Source organism: Caproicibacter fermentans, from assembly GCF_014303955.1.
GTDB classification, from domain to species: Bacteria; Bacillota; Clostridia; order Oscillospirales; family Acutalibacteraceae; genus Caproicibacter; species Caproicibacter fermentans.
Genome location: NZ_CP060286.1, coordinates 3,246,904 through 3,266,289, shown reverse-complemented (window position 1 = coordinate 3,266,289; position 19,386 = coordinate 3,246,904). Strand labels below are relative to the sequence as shown.

General features: G+C 49.1%; 18 protein-coding genes and 2 tRNA genes. 9 read left to right on the top strand and 11 right to left on the bottom strand.

Annotated elements, in window-relative coordinates:
• Window positions 1–22: 22 nt before the first annotated feature.
• A complete protein-coding gene (gene istB / locus HCR03_RS16215; RefSeq protein WP_187035376.1) occupies window positions 23–775 on the bottom strand; it encodes an IS21-like element helper ATPase IstB in 753 nt (250 codons plus the stop codon).
• Window positions 776–994: 219 nt separating this feature from the next.
• On the opposite strand from istB, the gene HCR03_RS20190 reads away from it, so the two are divergent.
• Window positions 995–1,126 carry a hypothetical protein gene (locus HCR03_RS20190; protein WP_267459190.1) on the top strand — a complete coding sequence of 44 codons (132 nt, stop codon included), beginning with the start codon at window positions 995–997 and terminating at the stop codon, window positions 1,124–1,126.
• 37 nt (window positions 1,127–1,163) lie between these two features.
• Here the strand turns inward: HCR03_RS20190 and HCR03_RS16210 are convergent, their stop codons facing one another.
• The 3 genes from HCR03_RS16210 to HCR03_RS16200 form a co-directional block, all read right to left on the bottom strand.
• A complete protein-coding gene (locus tag HCR03_RS16210; RefSeq protein ID WP_156990852.1) occupies window positions 1,164–1,871 on the bottom strand; it encodes a DUF1361 domain-containing protein in 708 nt (235 codons plus the stop codon).
• Between the two features lie 433 nt (window positions 1,872–2,304).
• The gene (locus tag HCR03_RS16205) at window positions 2,305–3,087 is read right to left on the bottom strand and encodes a response regulator transcription factor (protein ID WP_156990853.1); all 783 of its coding nucleotides are present in this window, start codon (window positions 3,085–3,087) and stop codon (window positions 2,305–2,307) included.
• The gene (locus HCR03_RS16200; protein ID WP_187035374.1) at window positions 3,080–4,780 is read right to left on the bottom strand and encodes a sensor histidine kinase; all 1,701 of its coding nucleotides are present in this window, start codon (window positions 4,778–4,780) and stop codon (window positions 3,080–3,082) included. The genes HCR03_RS16205 and HCR03_RS16200 overlap by 8 nt, the downstream gene beginning before the upstream one ends.
• 317 nt (window positions 4,781–5,097) lie before the next feature.
• Between HCR03_RS16200 and HCR03_RS16195 the strand changes: the two genes are divergently transcribed.
• The 6 genes from HCR03_RS16195 (at window position 5,098) to HCR03_RS16170 (ending at window position 13,009) form a co-directional block, all read left to right on the top strand.
• Window positions 5,098–6,249 (top strand): ABC transporter ATP-binding protein, encoded by a 1,152-nt coding sequence (locus HCR03_RS16195; protein ID WP_187035372.1) that lies wholly within the window; start codon window positions 5,098–5,100, stop codon window positions 6,247–6,249.
• A 1-nt stretch (window position 6,250) separates the two neighbouring features.
• Complete coding sequence (locus HCR03_RS16190; RefSeq protein ID WP_066646114.1) at window positions 6,251–7,903, top strand: ABC transporter permease; 1,653 nt, start codon at window positions 6,251–6,253, stop codon at window positions 7,901–7,903.
• Window positions 7,904–7,926: 23 nt separating this feature from the next.
• A complete protein-coding gene (locus HCR03_RS16185) occupies window positions 7,927–9,012 on the top strand; it encodes an extracellular solute-binding protein (protein WP_066646120.1) in 1,086 nt (361 codons plus the stop codon).
• Window positions 9,013–9,144: 132 nt separating this feature from the next.
• Window positions 9,145–10,287: a mannitol-1-phosphate 5-dehydrogenase gene (locus tag HCR03_RS16180; RefSeq protein WP_066646126.1), complete on the top strand. Its 1,143-nt coding sequence runs from the start codon at window positions 9,145–9,147 to the stop codon at window positions 10,285–10,287.
• Between the two features lie 225 nt (window positions 10,288–10,512).
• Window positions 10,513–11,298 carry an ABC transporter ATP-binding protein gene (locus HCR03_RS16175; RefSeq protein WP_156990858.1) on the top strand — a complete coding sequence of 262 codons (786 nt, stop codon included), beginning with the start codon at window positions 10,513–10,515 and terminating at the stop codon, window positions 11,296–11,298.
• A 4-nt stretch (window positions 11,299–11,302) separates the two neighbouring features.
• Window positions 11,303–13,009 carry an ABC transporter permease gene (locus HCR03_RS16170; protein ID WP_187035369.1) on the top strand — a complete coding sequence of 569 codons (1,707 nt, stop codon included), beginning with the start codon at window positions 11,303–11,305 and terminating at the stop codon, window positions 13,007–13,009.
• Window positions 13,010–13,062: 53 nt separating this feature from the next.
• Here the strand turns inward: HCR03_RS16170 and HCR03_RS16165 are convergent, their stop codons facing one another.
• The 6 genes from HCR03_RS16165 to HCR03_RS16140 all read right to left on the bottom strand — a co-directional run bounded on the left by HCR03_RS16165 (window position 13,063) and on the right by HCR03_RS16140 (window position 16,569).
• Window positions 13,063–13,287 (bottom strand): hypothetical protein, encoded by a 225-nt coding sequence (locus tag HCR03_RS16165; protein WP_066646128.1) that lies wholly within the window; start codon window positions 13,285–13,287, stop codon window positions 13,063–13,065.
• Between the two features lie 254 nt (window positions 13,288–13,541).
• Window positions 13,542–14,057, bottom strand: coding sequence for a GNAT family N-acetyltransferase (locus HCR03_RS16160; protein WP_228724998.1), 516 nt, complete (start codon window positions 14,055–14,057; stop codon window positions 13,542–13,544).
• Between the two features lie 103 nt (window positions 14,058–14,160).
• A complete protein-coding gene (locus HCR03_RS16155; protein ID WP_156990861.1) occupies window positions 14,161–15,006 on the bottom strand; it encodes an MYG1 family protein in 846 nt (281 codons plus the stop codon).
• A gap of 249 nt (window positions 15,007–15,255) precedes the next feature.
• Window positions 15,256–15,332: transfer RNA gene (locus HCR03_RS16150), tRNA-Pro, on the bottom strand.
• Window positions 15,333–15,356: 24 nt separating this feature from the next.
• Window positions 15,357–15,430 (bottom strand) — tRNA-Gln (locus HCR03_RS16145).
• Between the two features lie 143 nt (window positions 15,431–15,573).
• A complete protein-coding gene (locus HCR03_RS16140) occupies window positions 15,574–16,569 on the bottom strand; it encodes an SPL family radical SAM protein (protein ID WP_139103981.1) in 996 nt (331 codons plus the stop codon).
• Between the two features lie 127 nt (window positions 16,570–16,696).
• On the opposite strand from HCR03_RS16140, the gene HCR03_RS16135 reads away from it, so the two are divergent.
• Window positions 16,697–17,344, top strand: a complete 648-nt coding sequence (locus HCR03_RS16135) for a pentapeptide repeat-containing protein (RefSeq protein ID WP_187035367.1) — start codon at window positions 16,697–16,699, stop codon at window positions 17,342–17,344.
• A gap of 51 nt (window positions 17,345–17,395) precedes the next feature.
• Here HCR03_RS16135 and HCR03_RS16130 read toward each other — a convergent pair whose 3' ends face one another.
• On the bottom strand, window positions 17,396–18,568 hold the full coding sequence (locus HCR03_RS16130) for an aminotransferase class I/II-fold pyridoxal phosphate-dependent enzyme (RefSeq protein WP_187035365.1): 1,173 nt from the start codon (window positions 18,566–18,568) through the stop codon (window positions 17,396–17,398).
• A gap of 206 nt (window positions 18,569–18,774) precedes the next feature.
• Between HCR03_RS16130 and HCR03_RS16125 the strand changes: the two genes are divergently transcribed.
• Window positions 18,775–19,353: a TetR/AcrR family transcriptional regulator gene (locus HCR03_RS16125; RefSeq protein WP_166525059.1), complete on the top strand. Its 579-nt coding sequence runs from the start codon at window positions 18,775–18,777 to the stop codon at window positions 19,351–19,353.
• Window positions 19,354–19,386 lie beyond the last annotated feature (33 nt).

The window sequence follows — 19,386 nt, the reverse complement described above, 5'->3', positions numbered from 1 at the left end:
AACCAGAAAGTAGGCCACCTGTTTAAGAATGATGTGCCTTCAGGGTCTGGTCGAGACGGTAAGAATCGCCGTTCATGTCAAGGACATAAGACTTGAACGTGAGCCGATCTACCAGGGCGGCGACCATGGCCGTGTTCTCAAACAGTTCCGTCCACTGTGAAAACGGAAGGTTTGTCGTGACGATGATGCTGCCGCGCTCGCTGCGGTCGGAGACGGCCTTGAACAGCAGCTCCGACTGAAAACGGTCAAAGCGCACATAGCTCATTTCATCTAAAATAAGCAGATCCGCCTGACGGATACGCTTTTCCAACTTGCCCAGGACATAGTTGTCTTTGGCCTCGGTCAGTTCCGTGGACAGCGTTGCCGCATTCTTGAACAGCACGCTCATACCGAGCGCGCAGGCCTTCAGACCGAGCCCGATGGCCATATGGGTTTTGCCGCGGCCGGGATTGCCGATCATGACTACATTCTTTTTCTCAGAGATGAACTTGCAGCTGACAAGCTCGTTTAAAAACAGTTCGGAAAGATTTCCGTCATAGCGGGACAGGTCCAGCTCGTCCAAGGTTTTTGTGTAGGGAAAGCCCGCGGTTCTCAGCCGTTTCCGGTTCTGGTTTTCCTGACGCTGCGCGGTTTCCGCCTTCATGAGTTCCAACAGCAATTCCTCAAAGCGGGCATCCGGGCGGGCTTTCCGCAGAATATCCGGGTACCTGGCAAAAGTGGGCAGCCTCAACTTCGCATACAGCCGGATCTGTTCCTGTACCGGATCAACGGACATGAGCAATCACCGCCTTCCCGCCGGTAAGCGCGTCATATCTTTTGAGGTCCACCGGACCTTGGCATCCGGTATAAGAAGCGAAGCAATGGAAATCACCATTTTTTTCTTTGTATTCACATAGATTACATTGCCTCCGTCACCCAGAGCCGCATAGCTGTCGCCGTCAAGGATCCACCAAAGATAGCCGTAGGCCAGATTTCCCCATTCGGCGCATCGGCTATGAAGGACTTTCGCATCGAGGCAAAACGGCGCAAGGCCGAGGTCAAGGCCGGGAAAATGGCGGAACGGGATTTCATCGGCTGGCTGCTGGAACAGCGCGGAATTATTGACGAGCTGAAACAGGACGATTGAAAAATCAAAGTCAAGATATACTTGATGAGAAAATATCTCAACTTAATGTATCAATTTTGTTTTTTTGCCGGTAAAAGGCTTTTGCAAAACTCAATATGCACAGTATAAATGCAGCAAATATTCCTACAAAGCCACAGACGAATCTCCACTCATGCCCAGAAAGCTGGAAACCGGTCACTATTCTGATCGGATTAAAAATATTCCACGAGTTGAATCGCAAAAATCGTCCTATATAAATTGCTATTCCACCCAAAATTGAGCATATAAAACGTAATAGTAGATTTTTACCTTTCCCATATTTATTTATGAGGATGTTTTCAAAAATCATTTCTGAATTAATTCCATTCATAATTCCATATAAAATCCCTAAAACAATTATGACTCCTTTTGACCATAATAGAAGATTATCTGAATATATGATCTGAGGCTGTTCAACATAGGGAATACCTTTTACTACTTGAAAAAAAGCATCTCCTGTAAAATGAACAATATCTGTTGCCATATAAAACGTATTGGGCCAGAAAATAATCCAAAGTAATGCCCATAATATCCCAAAACGCTTATGATTACTTAAAGAAGAAACAGTAAATTGTGAAAAAAGCACAGGTAAAAATGATAAAAAGGCATTCCAAACTAACATAATAAAAAGGCCGCCATTATCTGATAAATACCATAGTACAAAATTGCATAGCGAATACAGTATAAAGAAAATTAAATGCGGCCTTGAATGCTGAACTTTTATCATACCGACCTCTCCTTATTTGTTTCATTTTACTACTTAAAAAATAGATAGTAAAGAGGTCAGAGGATCATAAATCCCTACAATGTGACGGTGAATTTGACGGTTACCTTATGTCCAAGGATCCGGATACGGTTAAAATTCTGCTGCCGTGGAACGCCCCGGAAAACTGTAAAGCCGGCTGTTCCCCTAAAAACTGAACTTTCGCCCCGACTTGAAGATTCACAAGTCGGGGCCTTTTCGGCTGTCTGTCGTCAAGGTACCATTAGGTTTTGACGCTTACGAAACAACCTCAAAAATAAGAGAATGCGCCTTGGAACGGCTTTTATAAGCCAGATTCAGGCGCATTTTTTGTGCATAATTTTTGGATAAATATATTTTGCACAGCCCCTTCTTATTTACATCCTGTTTTCCGACCGGCTGGCGAGTTGATTTGACTTCATAAACCGCCGATTTCTGTCAAATATTCCTTAGGGCTGCAACCAATATATTTTTTAAATACCGTCCCAAAGTATTTATAATCTCCGATTCCACACTCCCAAGCCACTTCCGATATTGTGCCGTGTCTGTTCTGCAGCAGTTTAAGCGCCTTTTGAATTCGGTAACGGTTTAAATATTCAATGAACGTGATTCCAGTGGCTTCTTTGAATCGTTTGTTCAACAAAGTTTCGCTGTAACTTAATTGCTTTACCACATCCTGCAAAATAATTTTTTCACGGTAATGCGCCGCAATATAATCCAGCATCCGCTGCGCCACTTCATCGCTGCCTGCGGCTTCCCGTCCCTCCTTTAGCAAATTAAAATGCTTCCATTCCTCTTTGCTGAACTGCTTGTTCACATAAGCACGCCGCACTTCGCATTCCTTTTGTGCCCGCAGGATCGCGTCCTTTAGTTCCTCTATTTTCAGCGGCTTTAAAAGGTACCCCATTGCTCCGCAACAGATAGCCTGCTGTGCATACTCAAAGTTGGAATAACCTGAAAGGATGATTGCGATGTAATCGTATTTCTCGTAAGTCTGCCGGATCATTTCCAGACCATCCATAACGGGCATATTGACGTCCACAATCAGAATGTCGGGCTGGTGTTCCCGAATTTTCTCAATTCCTTCAACACCGTTGCGAACCTCATCGATGACGGAGCAGTCCATCTGCGCCCATGGTATGGAAAAAACCAGGCCCTTCCGAATGATATCTTCGTCTTCGGCAATCAAAATTTTATACATGGTCCCTCCCGCCCGGCTGTATCACTTTCAGAATCACCTCAAAGCTGTAACCCTGATGGTTTACAATATGAATTCCGCTTTCTTCTCCGTAGCGGAGAAAAAGTCGTCTTGAAATATTGTGAAGCCCGTAGGACTTTTCCGGGAAATATGCTTTTCCAAGGGAATTGTTTAGGGATGACGCATCTTCTTCCGGCATCCCGAAGCCGTCATCTTTTACAGACAGCACAAGCATGTTCCCCTCCATATGGCCACGGATTTTAATTTTTATATTCATCTTTTTCCTGAAGCCGTATTTAATGCTGTTTTCAATAATGGGCTGGAGTACAAGCTTCGGGATGTTGCTTCTGTCGCAGTCTGCGTCAATATTGACCGTACAGCTCAGTCTGTCCCCAAAGCGGCACTTCTGGATGTCGAGATAATCGCGGATATACTGCATGTCTTCTTCCAGCAGGACATCCTCCCGGCTTTTGTCAATGCTGTACCGCAGAATCTGCGTCAGCTGCACGATCAGTTTTTCAGCCCGCTCGCCGTCAAACAGGGCAAGGTTTCGGATAATCTCAAGCGTATTGTAAAGAAAATGAGGGTTCATTTGAGCCGTGAGCTGGCTCATTTCAATGGTATTTTTCAACTGTAACAGCTCGGTGTTCCGGCCGTGCAGATCCCGGATGCTGTCCAGCATGGAATTGATCTGCACGGCGACTTCATTGAACTCGTCCTGCGTATCCATACAAATGCGGTGCGCCTGGTCTTCCTTCTGGATAATGCGGATCTCACTGAGAAGCTGCCCAATTCGCATTGCATTGTTTTTTGCCATGGAGCCGGCCATCCAGTTTGCCAGCAGGTACCAGCTGATGCCCATGATGGTGATGACGAATAGGCCGATGAGAAGCGCGGAGTTCTTAGGGTAATAAACCAGAGAAAAGATTTTCACCTTATACTCCGGCAGCGACTCCGATTTCATCCAGAATCTCTCGTCGTTGTAATAGCAAATGCCGTTTTCCTGTCCGTAGAATTTGTTGCTGGAACCGATCAACTTCGGCTTACTGGCATATATGACGTTGTTCTTGTCATCCGTGATGGCTCCGTCGTAATTGTAGTTCAGCAGATAGAAGTTCCAGTCGTCACCGGAAAGATACAGGCTAACATACCCAAGGACAGCTCCGTCCGAATAAACAGGCATGACGAAAATGTAGTCCGAATAATTGCCGCTGTCGTAATAAACGGCGTTGTAGATCTGGCCAGGCTTCAGCTCTTTTGCATTGTGGCATATGGCAGCATTGTAGTTCACCCGGTAATCCGACAGCACCCCCTGCTCGTATGAAGAGTAAACCACACGCCCTTGATAATCGGAAAGAATTACCTCATTTTTTACGCTGCATTTTCCGTTAAATTCCTGAAACCAGTAGTTCAGGTCAGCGGAATCTCCATGATCCCGCAGAGCTTTTTCACTCAGGGTAATCGTCTGTTTATCGAACAGGAAATCCCTGTTTTTCTGATATAGCGAAATGTAGACCTTTTTCAGCATCTGCAGGTTATCCGACGCATTTGTGCTGTTCGCACCGAGTGTAACGGCATATAAACCGACAAGAAAAAGCGCTATGCCCACCGCCAGAAGAAGCAGTATTTTTTTTGCCACCATCCTTCGCAGGTGCTGTTCAAAAATTCCCGTGGCCATTTTTTCATTCCATTTCATATGAAACCCCCGCCGGTTCCACGCCGCGTTCGCAGACCCACCCCCGCAGTGCGGAAGAGAATCTTCTTTCCCGAGCAAACGCGTCTTTCTCATACATATTAGCCTGTTTTTGTGCCTTAAGTCAAGCGTTTCTATGCAAACAAACAATTGTTTCCCAGGCGCGGCGAGAAATAGCAGGAACGACCCGCTCTCAAACGTGTTGTATTTTCGCTTTTTATTCGGGATATTGGGTATCGGAAATTCAGCAGTATCACTATAATAATTTTATAGAGGTCCAAAAATATGGATTATTTTTAGTGGAATCAAGGAGAAGCGATATGAGCGTAGGAATTTCAATCAAGCACGCGGTTAAGCGGTATGGTCAGAACACCGTGATTCCCGATCTGTCATTGGAAATTCAGAACGGCAAGTTGTTTACGCTGCTCGGCCCATCCGGCTGCGGCAAGACCACGCTGCTCCGTATGATTGCGGGGTTCAACAGCATTGAGGGCGGCACCTTTTCTTTTAATGACAGGATCATCAACGATATGGACCCCGGCAAACGGAACATCGGCATGGTCTTTCAGAATTACGCGATTTTCCCGAACATGAGCGTGCGCAAAAACGTTGAGTTTGGCCTGAAGCACCGCAGCCTTTCCAAAGAGGAAATCAAGCAGGAAACGGACCGCTTTCTGAATTTGGTTCACGTGGACCAGTATGCGGACCGCATGCCGGATCGCCTCTCCGGCGGGCAGCAGCAGCGCGTGGCCCTTGCCCGTGCTCTCGTCATTAAACCCGACGTGCTGCTGATGGATGAACCGCTGTCGAATTTGGACGCAAAGCTCCGGGTAGAAATGCGTACGGTAATCAAAAACATTCAGCGGGACGTCGGCATTACCACCGTTTATGTGACGCACGACCAGGAGGAGGCAATGGCCATCTCCGATGAAATCGCCATTATGAAGGCCGGTGTGATCCATCACTGCGGCAGGCCAAAGGACATCTACCAGCGACCGGCCGACCTCTTTGTCGCAACGTTCATCGGGAAATCAAACCTGCTGAAGGCAAAGCTGTTCGTCACCAACGGACGCTGCAGAGTAAAATTCCTGAACGGCTATGAGGCGGAGTTTAGCAATATTCGCAAAGAAGAGCACAGGGAGCGGGAAGTCACCGTTTCCGCCCGCCCGGAGGAACTGCTTGTGCATTTCGGAGAGAGCGCGCAGCCGAAGGATGGAATCCGGGGAATAGTCAGCGACAGCATGTTTCTCGGGCTCAACACCCACTATTTCGTGGATTTGGAAACCGGAGAAAAGGTGGAAATCATCCAGGAATCCAGAATCGATTCCATCTTGCCCCCGGGCAGTCCCGTACTGCTGACGCTGAACACGATGAAAGCCAACGTCTTCGACGCGGACAGCACGCTGAGCCTGATGGACGGAGTCGAAAATGTGGCGGGGCCTGCCGCTTCCGATCAGGTCGGGAGGAATTGATATGGGGAATCTGAAAAAAAAGGCGGACGTCTGGACCGCCATATCGTTTCTCCTGCTGGCGCTATTCCTCATTTTTCTCCTATTTCCAATTACGCAGCTGCTGAAGGAATCCGTTTATACGAACGGTGCATTTTCAATGGATGCGTTCCAGAAGTTCTTTCACCAGCGCTATTATTATGAAACCATCGGGCACAGTACGAAGATTGCCCTCAGTGTGACAGTCGTCACCCTGCTGCTTGGCATTCCGTTTTCCTATTTCTATTCGTTCTATCAGCTCCGTGGAAAAAAGATCATTTTCGTGCTCTGTCTGCTGTGCACCATGTCGGCTCCGTTCATCGGCGCTTACGCATGGATCCTGCTGTTGGGGAACTCCGGCCTCATTACCCAGATGCTCCGGTCCATCGGAATCACGGGCATTACCATTTACGGTGAAAAAGGAATTGTTTTTGTGCAGTCGCTCAACCTGTTTCCGCTTGTGGTGATCTATATGAACGGGGCTTTCAAGGATATCGACAATTCCCTGATGGAAGCGGCCGAAAGCATGAACTGCAAAGGTGTGGAGCGGTTTTTCCGGGTCGTCATGACGCTGACCATGCCGACCATTCTGGCTGCGGCCATGCTGGTTTTCATGAGGTCCTTTGCGGATTTCGGCACCCCTATTCTGATTGGACGCGGGTATGTGACCTTCCCGGTACTGATCTATAACCAGTACCTCGGCGAAAACGGTGCGGACTACCATTTTGCCGCGGCGATCAGCGTGATCGCCGTTCTGATCACCGCACTGATCTTCCTGCTGCAAAAATATGCGACCAGCCGCTTCAAATTCACCATCAACGCGCTTCATCCCATGGAGCCACAAAAGCCCAAAAGGATTTCCGGCATCCTGATGAATCTGTTCTGCTACCTGCCCATCGCGGTCGCGCTTCTTCCACAGCTTTACATCATCAACATGTCATTCCGAAACTACAACAACAGCGTGCTGCGGCCGGGCTATTCCCTCGTGAACTATCAGAAGGCGCTTGATAAATCCCTCGTGCTTTCCATCTGCAATTCGCTGATCATCAGCTTCGCAACCCTAGCTGTCATTGTGCTAATCGCCGTGCTGATCGCCTACCTGGTCGTTCGCAGAAGCAACGTATTGAATCACGCAATCGACACCGTTTCCATGTTGCCATATATTATGCCGGGCGCCGTTATCGGCATCGCGATGATCATCGCATTCAGCAAGAAGCCATTCCCCTTGACCGGCACACTGGTCATTATGGTCATCGCGCTGGCCATCAGGAGGATGCCGTTTACCAGTCGTTCGGCAACGGCAGCCATGATGAAGGTGCCTATCAGCACGGAAGAGGCCGCCATCAGCTTAGGCGCATCGAAGCTAAGCGCGTTTGCCCACGTTACGGTTCCGATGATGTCGAACGGCATTATTGCAGGCGCAGTGCTGAGCTGGGTCTCCATCATCACGGAAATGTCCTCCGGCATCATCCTGTATAACAACAACACCATCACACTGACGATTGGGACTTATGAATCCATTACGGCGGGCATTTTCGGTGTCGCAGCTGTTTTCGCAACCATCACAACGGTCTTTACCATCATATGTCTGTTTATATATCTTAGATTCGCTAAGTCGGACGATGATGTGAAGCTATAAAACAAAAAAAGGAGAAAGTACAAATGAAAAGGTTATTGTCAGTCTTACTCGCAGCAGCAATCGGCATTTCCACAACGGCCTGCAGTTCCGGCGGCGGCGCGGCATCGTCTTCGGCATCCGCCCAGACATCTTCTGCGGAAGATCAGCGTCCTTACTACGTACGCGACTCGGATAAAGTGACGGGCACAATCACCGTCTACACCACCATGGAAGAGACCCAGCAGGTGGTTCTGAAAGAGCTTTGGAGCAAATATTACCCGAAATGTGAAATGAAGATCCAGGCCGACTCCGTCGGAACGCTTGCAACAAAAATCCGCGGCGATCAGTCCAGCAACGCCGATGTCGTCATCGGCGGGCTCTTTCAGGCCGACGGCGACACCTACCACGATATTCTGCAGAAATACACGGCGGCCTGCGACAAGGAACAGGCGTATCATGACTCGAACGGATACTACACCTATTACGATGTGCAGCTGATGTGTCTGGTTGTCAATCCGTCGCTGCGCGACCAGCTTGGAATCAAGATTGAAGGATATGAGGACCTGCTGAACCCGAAGCTCAAGGGCAAAATCATTCTGGCAGACCCGAACGCTTCTTCTTCCGGCTGGCGTCAGCTTCAGACCATTCTTACGGTTATGGGCGACAAATTCAACGACGACAAGTCCTGGGATTACATCAAGAAACTCATCCCTATGTCTTTCAGCACCACGTCCTCCAAGGACGTTTACAATCTGGTCAGTAACGGTGAATATGTCGCAGGCCTGTCCTACGAATCCAGCGTCAAGGCCATGATAAAAGACGGAGCCCCCATTGAATGCGTTTATATGAAGGAAGGCAATACGGCGATGGCCGGCGGTGCCGCGATCGTAAAAAGCGCAAAGAATCTCGAAGCCGCACAGTCGATGATGGATCTGCTTTCTTCCTCGGAATTCCAATCCTTAAGAGCCAAGGAATCTTCCGGGCGCGGTTCCAACTCTCTGTGCAACCTAAGCGACCTGCCCGCCGCAAAAACGTTGAACGTGAAGGAACTGGACTTTGATTACCTCGCGAAAAACAAGGAATCCATCTGCAAAAAGTGGAACGACCTTTGGGCACAGCTCAATAAATGATTTTGTGAAAAGAGGCAGAAACAGCAGGACGGATTCCGGCGGAATCCGTCCTCTCTTTTTAGCTCCGGTCACGCCCGGAGGATTAGAAAAAAATTCGCGCCGCGCGGCAGCCGGCACGGAAAAGGAGTTATTATGGAAGCTGTTCATTTTGGAGCTGGCAACATCGGTCGGGGCTTTATCGGCTACCTGCTAACAAAGTCGGGGTATCACGTCACCTTTGCCGATATTTCCGCTCCGCTGGTGGAAGACCTGAATCAGTTCGGCCGCTATCATGTCGAAACACTTGGCTCTGTACGAAAGCAGGAAGAAATTTCAGGGATCTGCGCCATACGGACCGACGATGTCGAAACGCTGGAACGGTCCGTCATCCGCGCCGACTTGATTACATTATCCATCGGAGCAAACCACCTGGAACAGGCGGGAAAGGCTCTGCGCCCCCTGCTTATGGCGCGCAAGGAGAAAAACGGTGCCGCGCGGCTCGATATTATCGCCTGCGAAAACGCCCTCTGTGCGACCGACATACTCTGTAAAGCCTTGAAAGAACCGGAGGACGACGAGTTTAACGCCTATTTAAGCGAAACCGTCGGATTTCCCAACTGCGCGGTTGACCGCATCGTCCCCAATGCGGCCGTGCAGAAGGAACTGCCTGTAGACGTCGCGGCGGAGGACTTCTTCGAATGGGACATTGAAAGCGGAAAAGTACGCCGAAACAGGGAAATCGCCAATGTGAACTATGTTGAAAATCTGGCGCCATATCTGGAAAGAAAACTGTTTATGCTCAACGGCGCTCATGCCGCCGTCGCCTATTTGGGCTGCCGGAGAGGGTACCGATTTGTACATGAAGCCATGCTGGATCAAAGCATTTTGAAAGAAGTTCACGGCTTCCACAGAGAAGCTCTTGCGGCCCTTAGCAAAAAGCACGGTTTGAGCGTGGAAGAGTTGACGAAATACGCCGATCAGCTGGTGCGCCGTTTCCAGAATTCTTATCTTCAGGACGAGCTCTGCCGCGTCGGAAGGGACCCTATTCGCAAGCTGTCTAACCGCGAGCGTCTGGTTTCTCCCCTTCTTCTCTGCGAAAAGTACCGCCTGCCGGACAACTCCATCCTAAAAGCCATTGCCGCGGGTTATACATTCGATAGAAAAGAGGACGCCGCATCCGTAGAAATGCAGAAATGCATTTCCAACCTGGGAATTGAAGGCGCTGTCCATAAAATTTCTGGCCTTGATGAAAAACTGGCGGAAAGGGTTGCAAAGCTATATCTCCTGCTTCAATAAACCTGCCGGATAAGGACGCAGGTAAGTGCCAATTCGGGGAATGCGAAACCGCTTGAAAGACCGGGAATAAGGAGCCCTTTCAGGGACGCGGGAACGGCAGGCGGCCGTACATATTTTCATACGTGATTGAAAGCCGCGGAAATATAAGATATAATGAATTTGAGATAGAATTATAATTTCGTATTCTCTGTACTGACAAAGTAGAAAAAAGCGGGAGTGAAAGCTATGAACCCGACAGGCGAACCCGTGGTTTCCATCAGGGATCTAAGGATGAGCTACGGCAGCAAAGAGGTGCTCAGGGGGATCAACCTCGAAATTCAAAGAGGGCAGGTTATCGGCTACATCGGACCCAACGGAGCGGGCAAGAGCACAACGGTCAAAATTCTTCTTGGCATCCTCGATGGGTATCAGGGCGAGGTGAAGGTTTTCGGGGAAGATATCTCCTCCGGCAGCATCGAATACAAAAAGAGGATCGGCTACGTGCCCGAAACGGCCGATGTTTATGAGAGTCTGACCGCGCAGGAATATCTCACTTTCGTCGGCGAGCTGTGCGGCATGGATCATGACGCCGCCGACGGCAAGGCAAAGCGGCTGATGTCGCTGTTCAGCATCGGCGAAGGCTACAGCGCGCGAATATCCTCTTTTTCGAAGGGCATGAAGCAGAAGCTTCTGATCATCGCGAGCCTTTTGCACAATCCGGATATCCTTTTTTTCGATGAGCCCCTGAGCGGACTCGACGCCAACAGCGTGATGGTGTTCAAGGAGGTCCTGTCGGAGCTTTCCGCGCAGGGAAAGACGATTTTCTACTCCTCGCACATCATGGAGGTGGTCGAAAAGATCAGTGACAGGATCATCATTCTAAACGGCGGCCGGATCATGGCTGACGGCACCTTCGACGAGCTTAAGGAACAGTGCAGCGAGGGCTCGTTAGAGGAAATCTTTAACCAGCTTACCGGCTTTGACCAATACAGGGATATTGCCAATGAGTTTATCTCCGTTTTAAAGGAGTGACTGGATGAGGACGATTCATAGGCTCGAGCCCCATGGCACGGAAAAAATGAAGGATTTCAGGTCGCTTAAATTTCTAGACAGGATGCGGCCGGTTTTCGAAGCCTTCGGGGTCGAATATCCCGTGATGCGCAAAATCATCCGGATCAAGCTGGTGATGGACGGCCGCAGGGTGCCTACCGTCATAGGCAGCGGGCGGAGCGAAGAGGAGGGCAGCAGCTCCTACCGATCATCGCTGCTGGCCTACGGGCTTATCGGACTGTTTATCGGGTTGATGATGATCGTGCCGATGCCGCTGTTTTTACAGATGAACATCGTTTTGGGCATGCTGCTGTTTATGATCATGACTACGATGATCTCGGATTTTTCTTCGGTGCTGCTGGATCTGAAGGATAAAAGCATCCTGCTCACCCGGCCGGTAAATTTACGCACGCTCAATGCGGCGAAGCTTGTGCATATTGTCATCTACCTGCTGAGCATAACGGCCGCGATGTCCGGAGTTTCGCTCGTCGCGGGCCTTATCCGCCACGGAGTATGGTTTTTCCTGCTGTTTTTGTTTGAGCTGATATTGATCTGCGGGTTTGTGATTTTGTTCACCTCGATCTTATATTTTATAATCCTGCATTTCTTCAGCGGCGAGAAGCTCAAGGACATCATCAATTATTTTCAGATAGCCCTTTCTGTCTTCATGACCGTGGGTTATCAGCTGATAGGGAGGCTCTTTGATTTCAAAGATTTGCATTTCACCCCTCTGTGGTGGAATTTTCTGCTGCCCTCGGCGTGGTTTGCCGCGCCTTTCAGCCTGCTGGTGGATCATGACTTTAATATCTATTACATTCTGCTCACCGCGGCGGGCATCGTCATCTCGGTCACGGCGATTATCCTCTATCTCAAGGTCGCGGCGCCCGTCTTCGAAAAGAATCTGCAGAAGCTCAACAACAGCGCAGAGCGGGGGCATGTGGTAAAAAAGCACTCGCTGCAGCAAACCGTTTCGAACGTTATCTGCCGCAGCAGGCTTGAGAGGGCATTTTTCACTTTTTCTGCGCGGATGCTTAAAAACGAGCGGAAGCTCAAACTTAGGCTTTATCCGAACATCACGTTTGCAATGATATTTCCTTTCATCTTCCTATTGAACTTTTTGAGCGGCGGGCGGTCGTTCGCACAAGCGCTGGCAGAAATAAAAGGCGGCGACTACTTTTTGTTTCTGTATCTTTCGGCGATGCTGCTCGCGCCTATGATCGTGATGCTTGGCATGAGCGAAAATTACAAGGGTTCCTGGATTTACAGAGTTATGCCCATCGGCAGTCCCGGAGAGATTCTAAAGGGTGCAGCCAAAGCCTTTATCTATAAATATATATTCCCGGTCTTCTTTTTTGCCGGCCTTATTTTCTCGGCGATCTACGGGGCTAAAATCATTCCCGACATTATTTTGATTTTTCTCAACACGTTGATTTTGATGCTCTTGATCAGTGGATTTTCAAAAAAGGAACTGCCTTTCTGCAAGGATTTTCAATATACACAAAACGGCAGCAACCTTGGCCTTATGATACTGTCTATGGCTTTAAGCGGGGCGTTTGCGGGCGTGCATTTTATGCTGCTGCGGTTTTTCAGCCCCGGAATCTATCTCTTCATCGCGCTGTCGATCGGGCTCATTTTAATTTTGTGGCATACTGCTTTTAAAGTCACATGGCGGGAAATCGCGGGAAACGCCTGAAAAGCGAATGCTACCATAACAAGCAGTGGCCGTCCCAAACGGGACGGCCACTTTTATTCCTGCTCAAACATCGCGAAAACTTCGTCAACGGACTTTCCGCTTTCCTGAATTTTTTGATAGAGCATTTCAACCTCAGATTTCTTTTTCTGTTCCAGCAGATCTTTCTTCTGAGCTTTGAGTTCATTGAGCTTATCCTGGTGGGTTAAAATCTGTGCATCAATCTTTTCGATTTGCTCGTTAAAAGATTCCACTGCGGTTTTCTTCTTTCCACGCGGCATTGCAAACGCCTCCCTCATTTATTTCTTTCAGTATATCATCGTAAGAAATAAATGCAATTATTCATCAGGGCAAATCCATCAAATATTTTTTCAATCCGGTTGCATGATGAAGAATTCTCTGTGGCGGCACATTATTTATTCAAAAGAACAATGTTTTATGATTACGCCTCGGCATTCTAGAAATACTCAGGCCTTGCCAGTTTTGCAAAGTTTAGTCAAGCTCGAGTTTGTTTACGGGAGGCTTTTTATCCAACTCAATCCGGCTTCCTGCGGATAGCATAATAGCAGCAATGCCTTGTTTCATTATGATAGCATATATCTTCCTCTCTCTCGATTCGTGTCATACCGCATTTTTTCATTACACAAATGCTTGCTTTATTATTTACAAAAGCGCCCGAAACAATCTCAACAAAGCCTTTCTGAAACAAGTGTTCAATCGATGCCTTTAACGCTTCCGTCGCATATCCTCTGTTGTGATAATCGGGATGAATTACATATCCAAGTTCGATTCTGTCAGCTACAATTTCGACATCGTTGAGAAAGCCAATCAGTTGTTGTCCAACATAAACTCCACGCTCATAATGATCCTCTGAATGGGAAAATTGTTGAAGCTTTTTGAACATGGATATGACTTCGGTTCTCCTCTGGAAATCTGGAATCATAAATGTTTCTTTGATTTTTTCGTTAGTCAATAATTCTATCATTGACTCTTGATCGCAATCACTATACGGCTTTAGAACCAGCCTTTTTGTTTCAATTATATCGCTCATGAATAGTTCCTCAATTCTATTTTTGTTTCGTCCGATAATAAATGAATTAGACTATATCGGAAGTTCAATCGCAGAGTTGAACTATGGGCAACAGAATATCACATTATAAATCTCGCGCAAGTTTGCAGGCCTTTATAATATCCTCTAAGCAATCCGCAGAGATAAGGAAGCCGCCCTTATGGCAAAACGTTAATGTTGGGATTCCCGAAATTCGCTGCAGCTCATCTTCTGGTTTACCCGCCCATTCCTTAGGAAAATCGCATTTTGATTCTTTTGTATCGAAATCTACTGGAATTACCTGCGCGCTGTATCCGCCCCTCTGAGAGGGATATACCACAAATTCCGCATCCGATGGTATCAGCACCATTTTCCACGGTGCAAACCTAGGCAAGATTACGATGTTGTCTTTTGAATTGGCAAGTGCGGCTTCAACAATTTCTTTTGCTTTTTGGCTACTCATGATACAATCAAATTCTCTATTCAGAATAATAGCGGCCAGGTCAACCGCTTTTGAAAAACAGAAATCCTGAGATTCGTCAGAGTCCCAGTTTGGATTGAATCGTGAGATCATGTCGGCCAGCTGATTTCCGCTTCCGGTGTTATCATTCTCATCCAGAGGCTGGATGAACTTCTCATCGAAGTGTGCCGCTTCTTTCTTTGTTTGTTCCTCAGAGAGGCATTTGCTTAATATGCTTTCCCCGAATTCACGCCATAACAAGCCAAAGGCTGCATAAGGTACACCGTTTTCACGTACCTCCGCTCCCTCCTGATGGTGGTCATATTTCCCGGCTCCAATGTCAAACACAATCCCATGAAAACCGTCAGGTATCTGAAAAGTACGTACAATATCGATCTGTGGATTTAAAATTTTTAGTAGTGCAGCTGAAAACACGTCATCAGCATGAAATTTTCCGCCATGCGTTATAGCGATATTTTCCTGTTTTATCATTTTATTCTCATCCCTCTATTTTAAGCCGCCTGTTTTCTCATGGGATTTTGCGGCATGATAGTATTTACACTCTTTCAACATGACTTTGACGCCGCGCGGGCGAAGAAAAGACGAGTAGTTTGTTCTCGGGTTTCGGGAAATCCCTCCTGTTTGAAACGCCTCGTTTTATCCCCGGTCCCCCAAGCCGGATGGTTCCAACCCGGTCGCATAACAAAAAAGCCTCCGGATATACCGGAGACCCTTCTTCTATGGTCGAGGTGACTGGATTCGAACCAGCGGCCTCTACGTCCCGAACGTAGCGCTCTACCAAGCTGAGCCACACCTCGAAAAACGGCCCCGAAAATGGAGCCTGGCTGCGGAAGAAGGATTCGAACCCTCACAAACAGAGTCAGAGTCTGTCGTGCTACCTTTACACAATTCCGCAAAATCTTGTTTGCAACAGCAAGATTTATTATACCAAATCATTTGAGATTGTCAATCCCTTTTCGAGATATTTTGAGAATTCCCGTTCGAGATTCCTGAAATAACGTCCCGGTTTTTCAAACCGGTCTAACCGGATCGGAAGCTTCAAACAATATAAAGGATCGACTTTGCCCCGAACCGCTTCTCTATTTCCCGCCTTAAAAAAGCTTCCGCTTCGTTTCTGACGTCCGGACGATAACAGTACTTTCCTCTGCCCCGTCCCGTCATCCTCTCGGGGTCATACAGGTCGGAGCCCTTGGGAAACGCCTCGGAATTGATGGCGCGGTGAACATAGCTGTAAGTCATAAAAATCACTTCAATCCCAACGCTGCGCTTCACCCGGTCGGAAAGTTTCGCTTCCAGAAAATCCAGAAGTTCCAGATACTGCGGCTTCCAGTTTTCAACCAGGATAATCGGCGCGATCAGCATTCCGACGCGGTATCCCGCTTCAGCCATTTGGTTCAGAGCTTCCACGCGCTGTTCCAGCGGTGAAGTTCCCAGCTCAATCGTCCGAATGATTTCCTGCGGATTCACGCTCATCCGGAACACCACCCGTCCGCGGTGTTCAAGCGGCAAAAGAGGCCCGACCATATTGAATTTTGTTGGGAAAGTAAGGAAGCCCTTTTCCTGAGAGGCAAAGCGCTCTATGGTCCACTCCAGATTATGCGTGATTGTGTTTTCCAGCACAAGGTCGCTGTTGCTTCCGATTTCAAACGTAAGCTCGCGTTCCGACTTCCGGGCTGTTTTTTCCAGTTTGTCCAGCATTTCCTCCCGGTTGACAAAGAGGCGCAGGTACGCGCATTTATTGTAATTGCAAACCAGATAGCAGTACAGGCAGGACGCGCTGCACCCGGAGGATGTGTACGGAACCAGAAAATCGGAGGTTTTGGTATTCGGGACGTATCGATGCGTTTTCCTGACCCCGACGATCAAAAGCCGTTTCAGATCCCTGAACGCGGAATTCGGCTGTGTTCTCAGCTCGTCTATTTTATTATGGCTTTCGATCGGAATCCACGGCGACCCGCCGAACTTTTCCCTCAGCATTTTCCCCAAGTCATAGGACAGCGCGTCCGGTTCGTAATAAACTTTTTCGGGAAACAAAAAGCATCCCTCCCTTTTCACCGCTTAGTATGAGCTATCAGCGGCAATTTATGATCGAGTGCTCTTTACACTGCCGATGGCTTCTGCTAAACTGAAACAAGTTCTATCAGGAAAGGAAGCTTTAGAAATGAAACCGGATTCCCCGAATTTGCCGGACTCGACAACCGCCGCGGAAAATATGGCACAGATGATCTTAAAGGCCTCTCTGGAAGAATCGGCCTGTTCCGGATTGTACTTTTCCGGGCAATCCGCCGCGGGCACCGAATTTGCCGGCGTCGATTTTCGCGAGTGCCGGTTTTCAGGCTGCCGCTTCACGGGGTGCCGGGCGGAAAAGCTGTCTTTTATCGACGTTGTATTCGAATCGTGTGATTTTTCAAACGCGACCCTGTCCGAAAGCCTGTTCCGCCGCGTCGAGTTTAAAAACTGCAAACTGGTCGGCGCGGATTTTTCCCGCACGCTGTGGGAACACGTTGTGTTTCGGGGATGCAAGGCGGACTGGGTCAGTCTGGCAAGCTCGAAGCTGAAACAAACGAGATTTCTGGACTGCGGGATGGAGAGCGGGGATCTGGAGGACTGCGCGCTGAAAGGCGTTACGTTTTCAAACTGCGGCCTGCAAAAAGCCGAGTTTCTGCACACGCCGCTCGCCGGAATCGATTTGACCAGCGATGAGATCGACGGTCTCGCGGTTTCCGGCCCGGAGCTGCGCGGCGCCGTCGTCACTACTTTGCAGGCGTGCGAGCTTTCCCGTTATCTGGGGCTCGTCATTCGCCCCTAGACAAAAAACGGCCGAAGCGGTTGCTCCGGCCGTTTTGATTTGTCTTCTGAATCAGGAATTCCTCAGGATTCCGCTCTGTTCGATCGCACGGATCGCTTCACGCATCTCTTCTTCGCTCCGTACCAGCGCCATGCGGACATATCCCTCGCCGGACGGCCCAAACGCCGAACCGGGCGTTACCAGGACTCCGGTCTTTTGAAAAAGCTCTTTTACGAACACGACGCTGTCGGTGTAAGGCGAGGGAATCTTCGCCCAGACAAACATGGTCGCCGCAGGTTTTTTCACCCTCCAGCCGATCGCGTTCAATCCCTCCACCAGCACATTTCTTCTTTGCTCGTAAGCCGCGCGCGTCTGCTCCACACAGTCCTGCGGTCCGGTCAAGGCCGCCGCCGCGGCCTTTTGTATCGGAAGGAACATCCCGTAGTCCAGATTGGATTTCAGTGCTTTCAGGGCCGATATCACTTCCCGGTTGCCAAGGGCAAAGCCGATTCTGGCTCCGGCCAGGCCATAGGTTTTGGAAAGCGAGTTGAACTCGATTCCGACATCCTTCGCTCCGGGGGTCTGCAAAAAGCTGCCGCACTTTGCCCCGTCGAACGCCAGCTCGCTGTACGCATTGTCGTGCAAAACAATAATTTCATAGGTCTTCGCGAAATCCACCAGCTCCCGGTAAAAGGAAGGCGGCGCGATACTGGTCACGGGATTGTTCGGATAGGAAACGATCATAAATCTGGCGCGGCGGGCGATCTGTTCCGGCACGGTTTTCAGGTCGACAATCCACCCGTTTTTCTCTTCCTGCGGCATGCGGTACAGCTCGGCGCCCGCCAGAAGCGGCCCGTCCCCGAAAATCGGGTACCCGGGGTCCGGCACCAGCACAAGGTCGCCCGGGTCCACAACGGCAAGCGAGAGATGCGCCAGCCCGTCCTGCGAGCCCAGCAGCGACACAACCTCGGTTTCCGCATCCAGCTCCACCCCGTATCTTCTGCGGTACCAGACGCAGACGGCCCGCCGCAATTCAGCGCTGTCGGTAATGGCATACTCGTAATTGCTTCTGTCTTTGACCCCCTCCGCCAAGGCGTCTATAATGTGCTGCGCCGGGGGAATATTCGGCGACCCGATACTGAAATCGATCACCGCTTCCCCCTTTGCAAGTTTTTCCTGTTTCATTTGCGCCAGCGCGGAAAAAACGCCGGTTTCAAAGTGGCGCATCCGTTTGGAAAACTCCACGAGGAACACTTCCCGTCTTCTCTTTTTTACAGATTATTGTAGCATAGTCCTTTTTTAATAGAAAGAGGAATTTGCAATTATCTTCGATTTGTCATTCAAAATTACAGGATTTTGAAGAAATATCCGGCATTGACAGGATTTGTTAAATCTGCTATGCTGTTTCAAATATTAAGAAGATCTCCAGCCCCGGAAGGAGGACTATGCGAATGACCCTGCGGCAAAAGCAGAAAGAAGGCAGGCGCCGAGAGATTTTGGACAAAAGTCTGGACCTCTTTATCCGGCACGGCTACACGGGAACCAGCACGCGCGAAATTTCCCGCGCGCTGGGAATCAGCTCCGGATTGCTGTTCCACTATTACGACACAAAGGAACAGCTCTATTTGGAACACCTGAAAACCGCGCTCGACGGCATCCGGATGATGGAGGAATACCTTCGCCTTTCCCTGAGCCCGATTGAAGTTTTCCGCCAAATTGCAGAAAGCGCGCTGTCTTATTTCGCGGTTTCCCCCGCGACGGCCAAGGTCTTTTTGCTTGCGAAGCAGGCTCTCTATGCCGATTACCTGACGGAGGAAATGAAGAAAACGGTCCGGGAAATGGACTTTGCGAAAAAACTTGTCCCGACTGTCAGAGCCGGGCAGAAAATAGGAGAAATCCGTCAGGGCGACTCCATGGCGCTGGCGCTGTGCTATTTTTCCGCGATTGAAAACGCCGCGGAAAATTCCGTCTGCTTCCCCTCGGCCCCAATGCCGGAGGCGGAATGGTTTGTAAGTTTACTAAAAGCCTGATTTTGTCGGGCTTTTTGCAATAAAACGGAGGAA

Excerpts from the sequence above, each read along its gene's own strand:
- istB (WP_187035376.1), bottom strand. The coding sequence starts at position 775 with ATGTCCGTTGATCCGGTACAGGAACAGATCCGGCTGTATGCGAAGTTG.
- HCR03_RS20190 (WP_267459190.1), top strand. The coding sequence starts at position 995 with ATGAAGGACTTTCGCATCGAGGCAAAACGGCGCAAGGCCGAGGTCAAG.
- HCR03_RS16210 (WP_156990852.1), bottom strand. The coding sequence starts at position 1,871 with ATGATAAAAGTTCAGCATTCAAGGCCGCATTTAATTTTCTTTATACTG.
- HCR03_RS16205 (WP_156990853.1), bottom strand. The coding sequence starts at position 3,087 with ATGTATAAAATTTTGATTGCCGAAGACGAAGATATCATTCGGAAGGGC.
- HCR03_RS16200 (WP_187035374.1), bottom strand. The coding sequence starts at position 4,780 with ATGAAATGGAATGAAAAAATGGCCACGGGAATTTTTGAACAGCACCTG.
- HCR03_RS16195 (WP_187035372.1), top strand. The coding sequence starts at position 5,098 with ATGAGCGTAGGAATTTCAATCAAGCACGCGGTTAAGCGGTATGGTCAG.
- HCR03_RS16190 (WP_066646114.1), top strand. The coding sequence starts at position 6,251 with ATGGGGAATCTGAAAAAAAAGGCGGACGTCTGGACCGCCATATCGTTT.
- HCR03_RS16185 (WP_066646120.1), top strand. The coding sequence starts at position 7,927 with ATGAAAAGGTTATTGTCAGTCTTACTCGCAGCAGCAATCGGCATTTCC.
- HCR03_RS16180 (WP_066646126.1), top strand. The coding sequence starts at position 9,145 with ATGGAAGCTGTTCATTTTGGAGCTGGCAACATCGGTCGGGGCTTTATC.
- HCR03_RS16175 (WP_156990858.1), top strand. The coding sequence starts at position 10,513 with ATGAACCCGACAGGCGAACCCGTGGTTTCCATCAGGGATCTAAGGATG.
- HCR03_RS16170 (WP_187035369.1), top strand. The coding sequence starts at position 11,303 with ATGAGGACGATTCATAGGCTCGAGCCCCATGGCACGGAAAAAATGAAG.
- HCR03_RS16165 (WP_066646128.1), bottom strand. The coding sequence starts at position 13,287 with ATGCCGCGTGGAAAGAAGAAAACCGCAGTGGAATCTTTTAACGAGCAA.
- HCR03_RS16160 (WP_228724998.1), bottom strand. The coding sequence starts at position 14,057 with ATGAGCGATATAATTGAAACAAAAAGGCTGGTTCTAAAGCCGTATAGT.
- HCR03_RS16155 (WP_156990861.1), bottom strand. The coding sequence starts at position 15,006 with ATGATAAAACAGGAAAATATCGCTATAACGCATGGCGGAAAATTTCAT.
- HCR03_RS16135 (WP_187035367.1), top strand. The coding sequence starts at position 16,697 with ATGAAACCGGATTCCCCGAATTTGCCGGACTCGACAACCGCCGCGGAA.
- HCR03_RS16125 (WP_166525059.1), top strand. The coding sequence starts at position 18,775 with ATGACCCTGCGGCAAAAGCAGAAAGAAGGCAGGCGCCGAGAGATTTTG.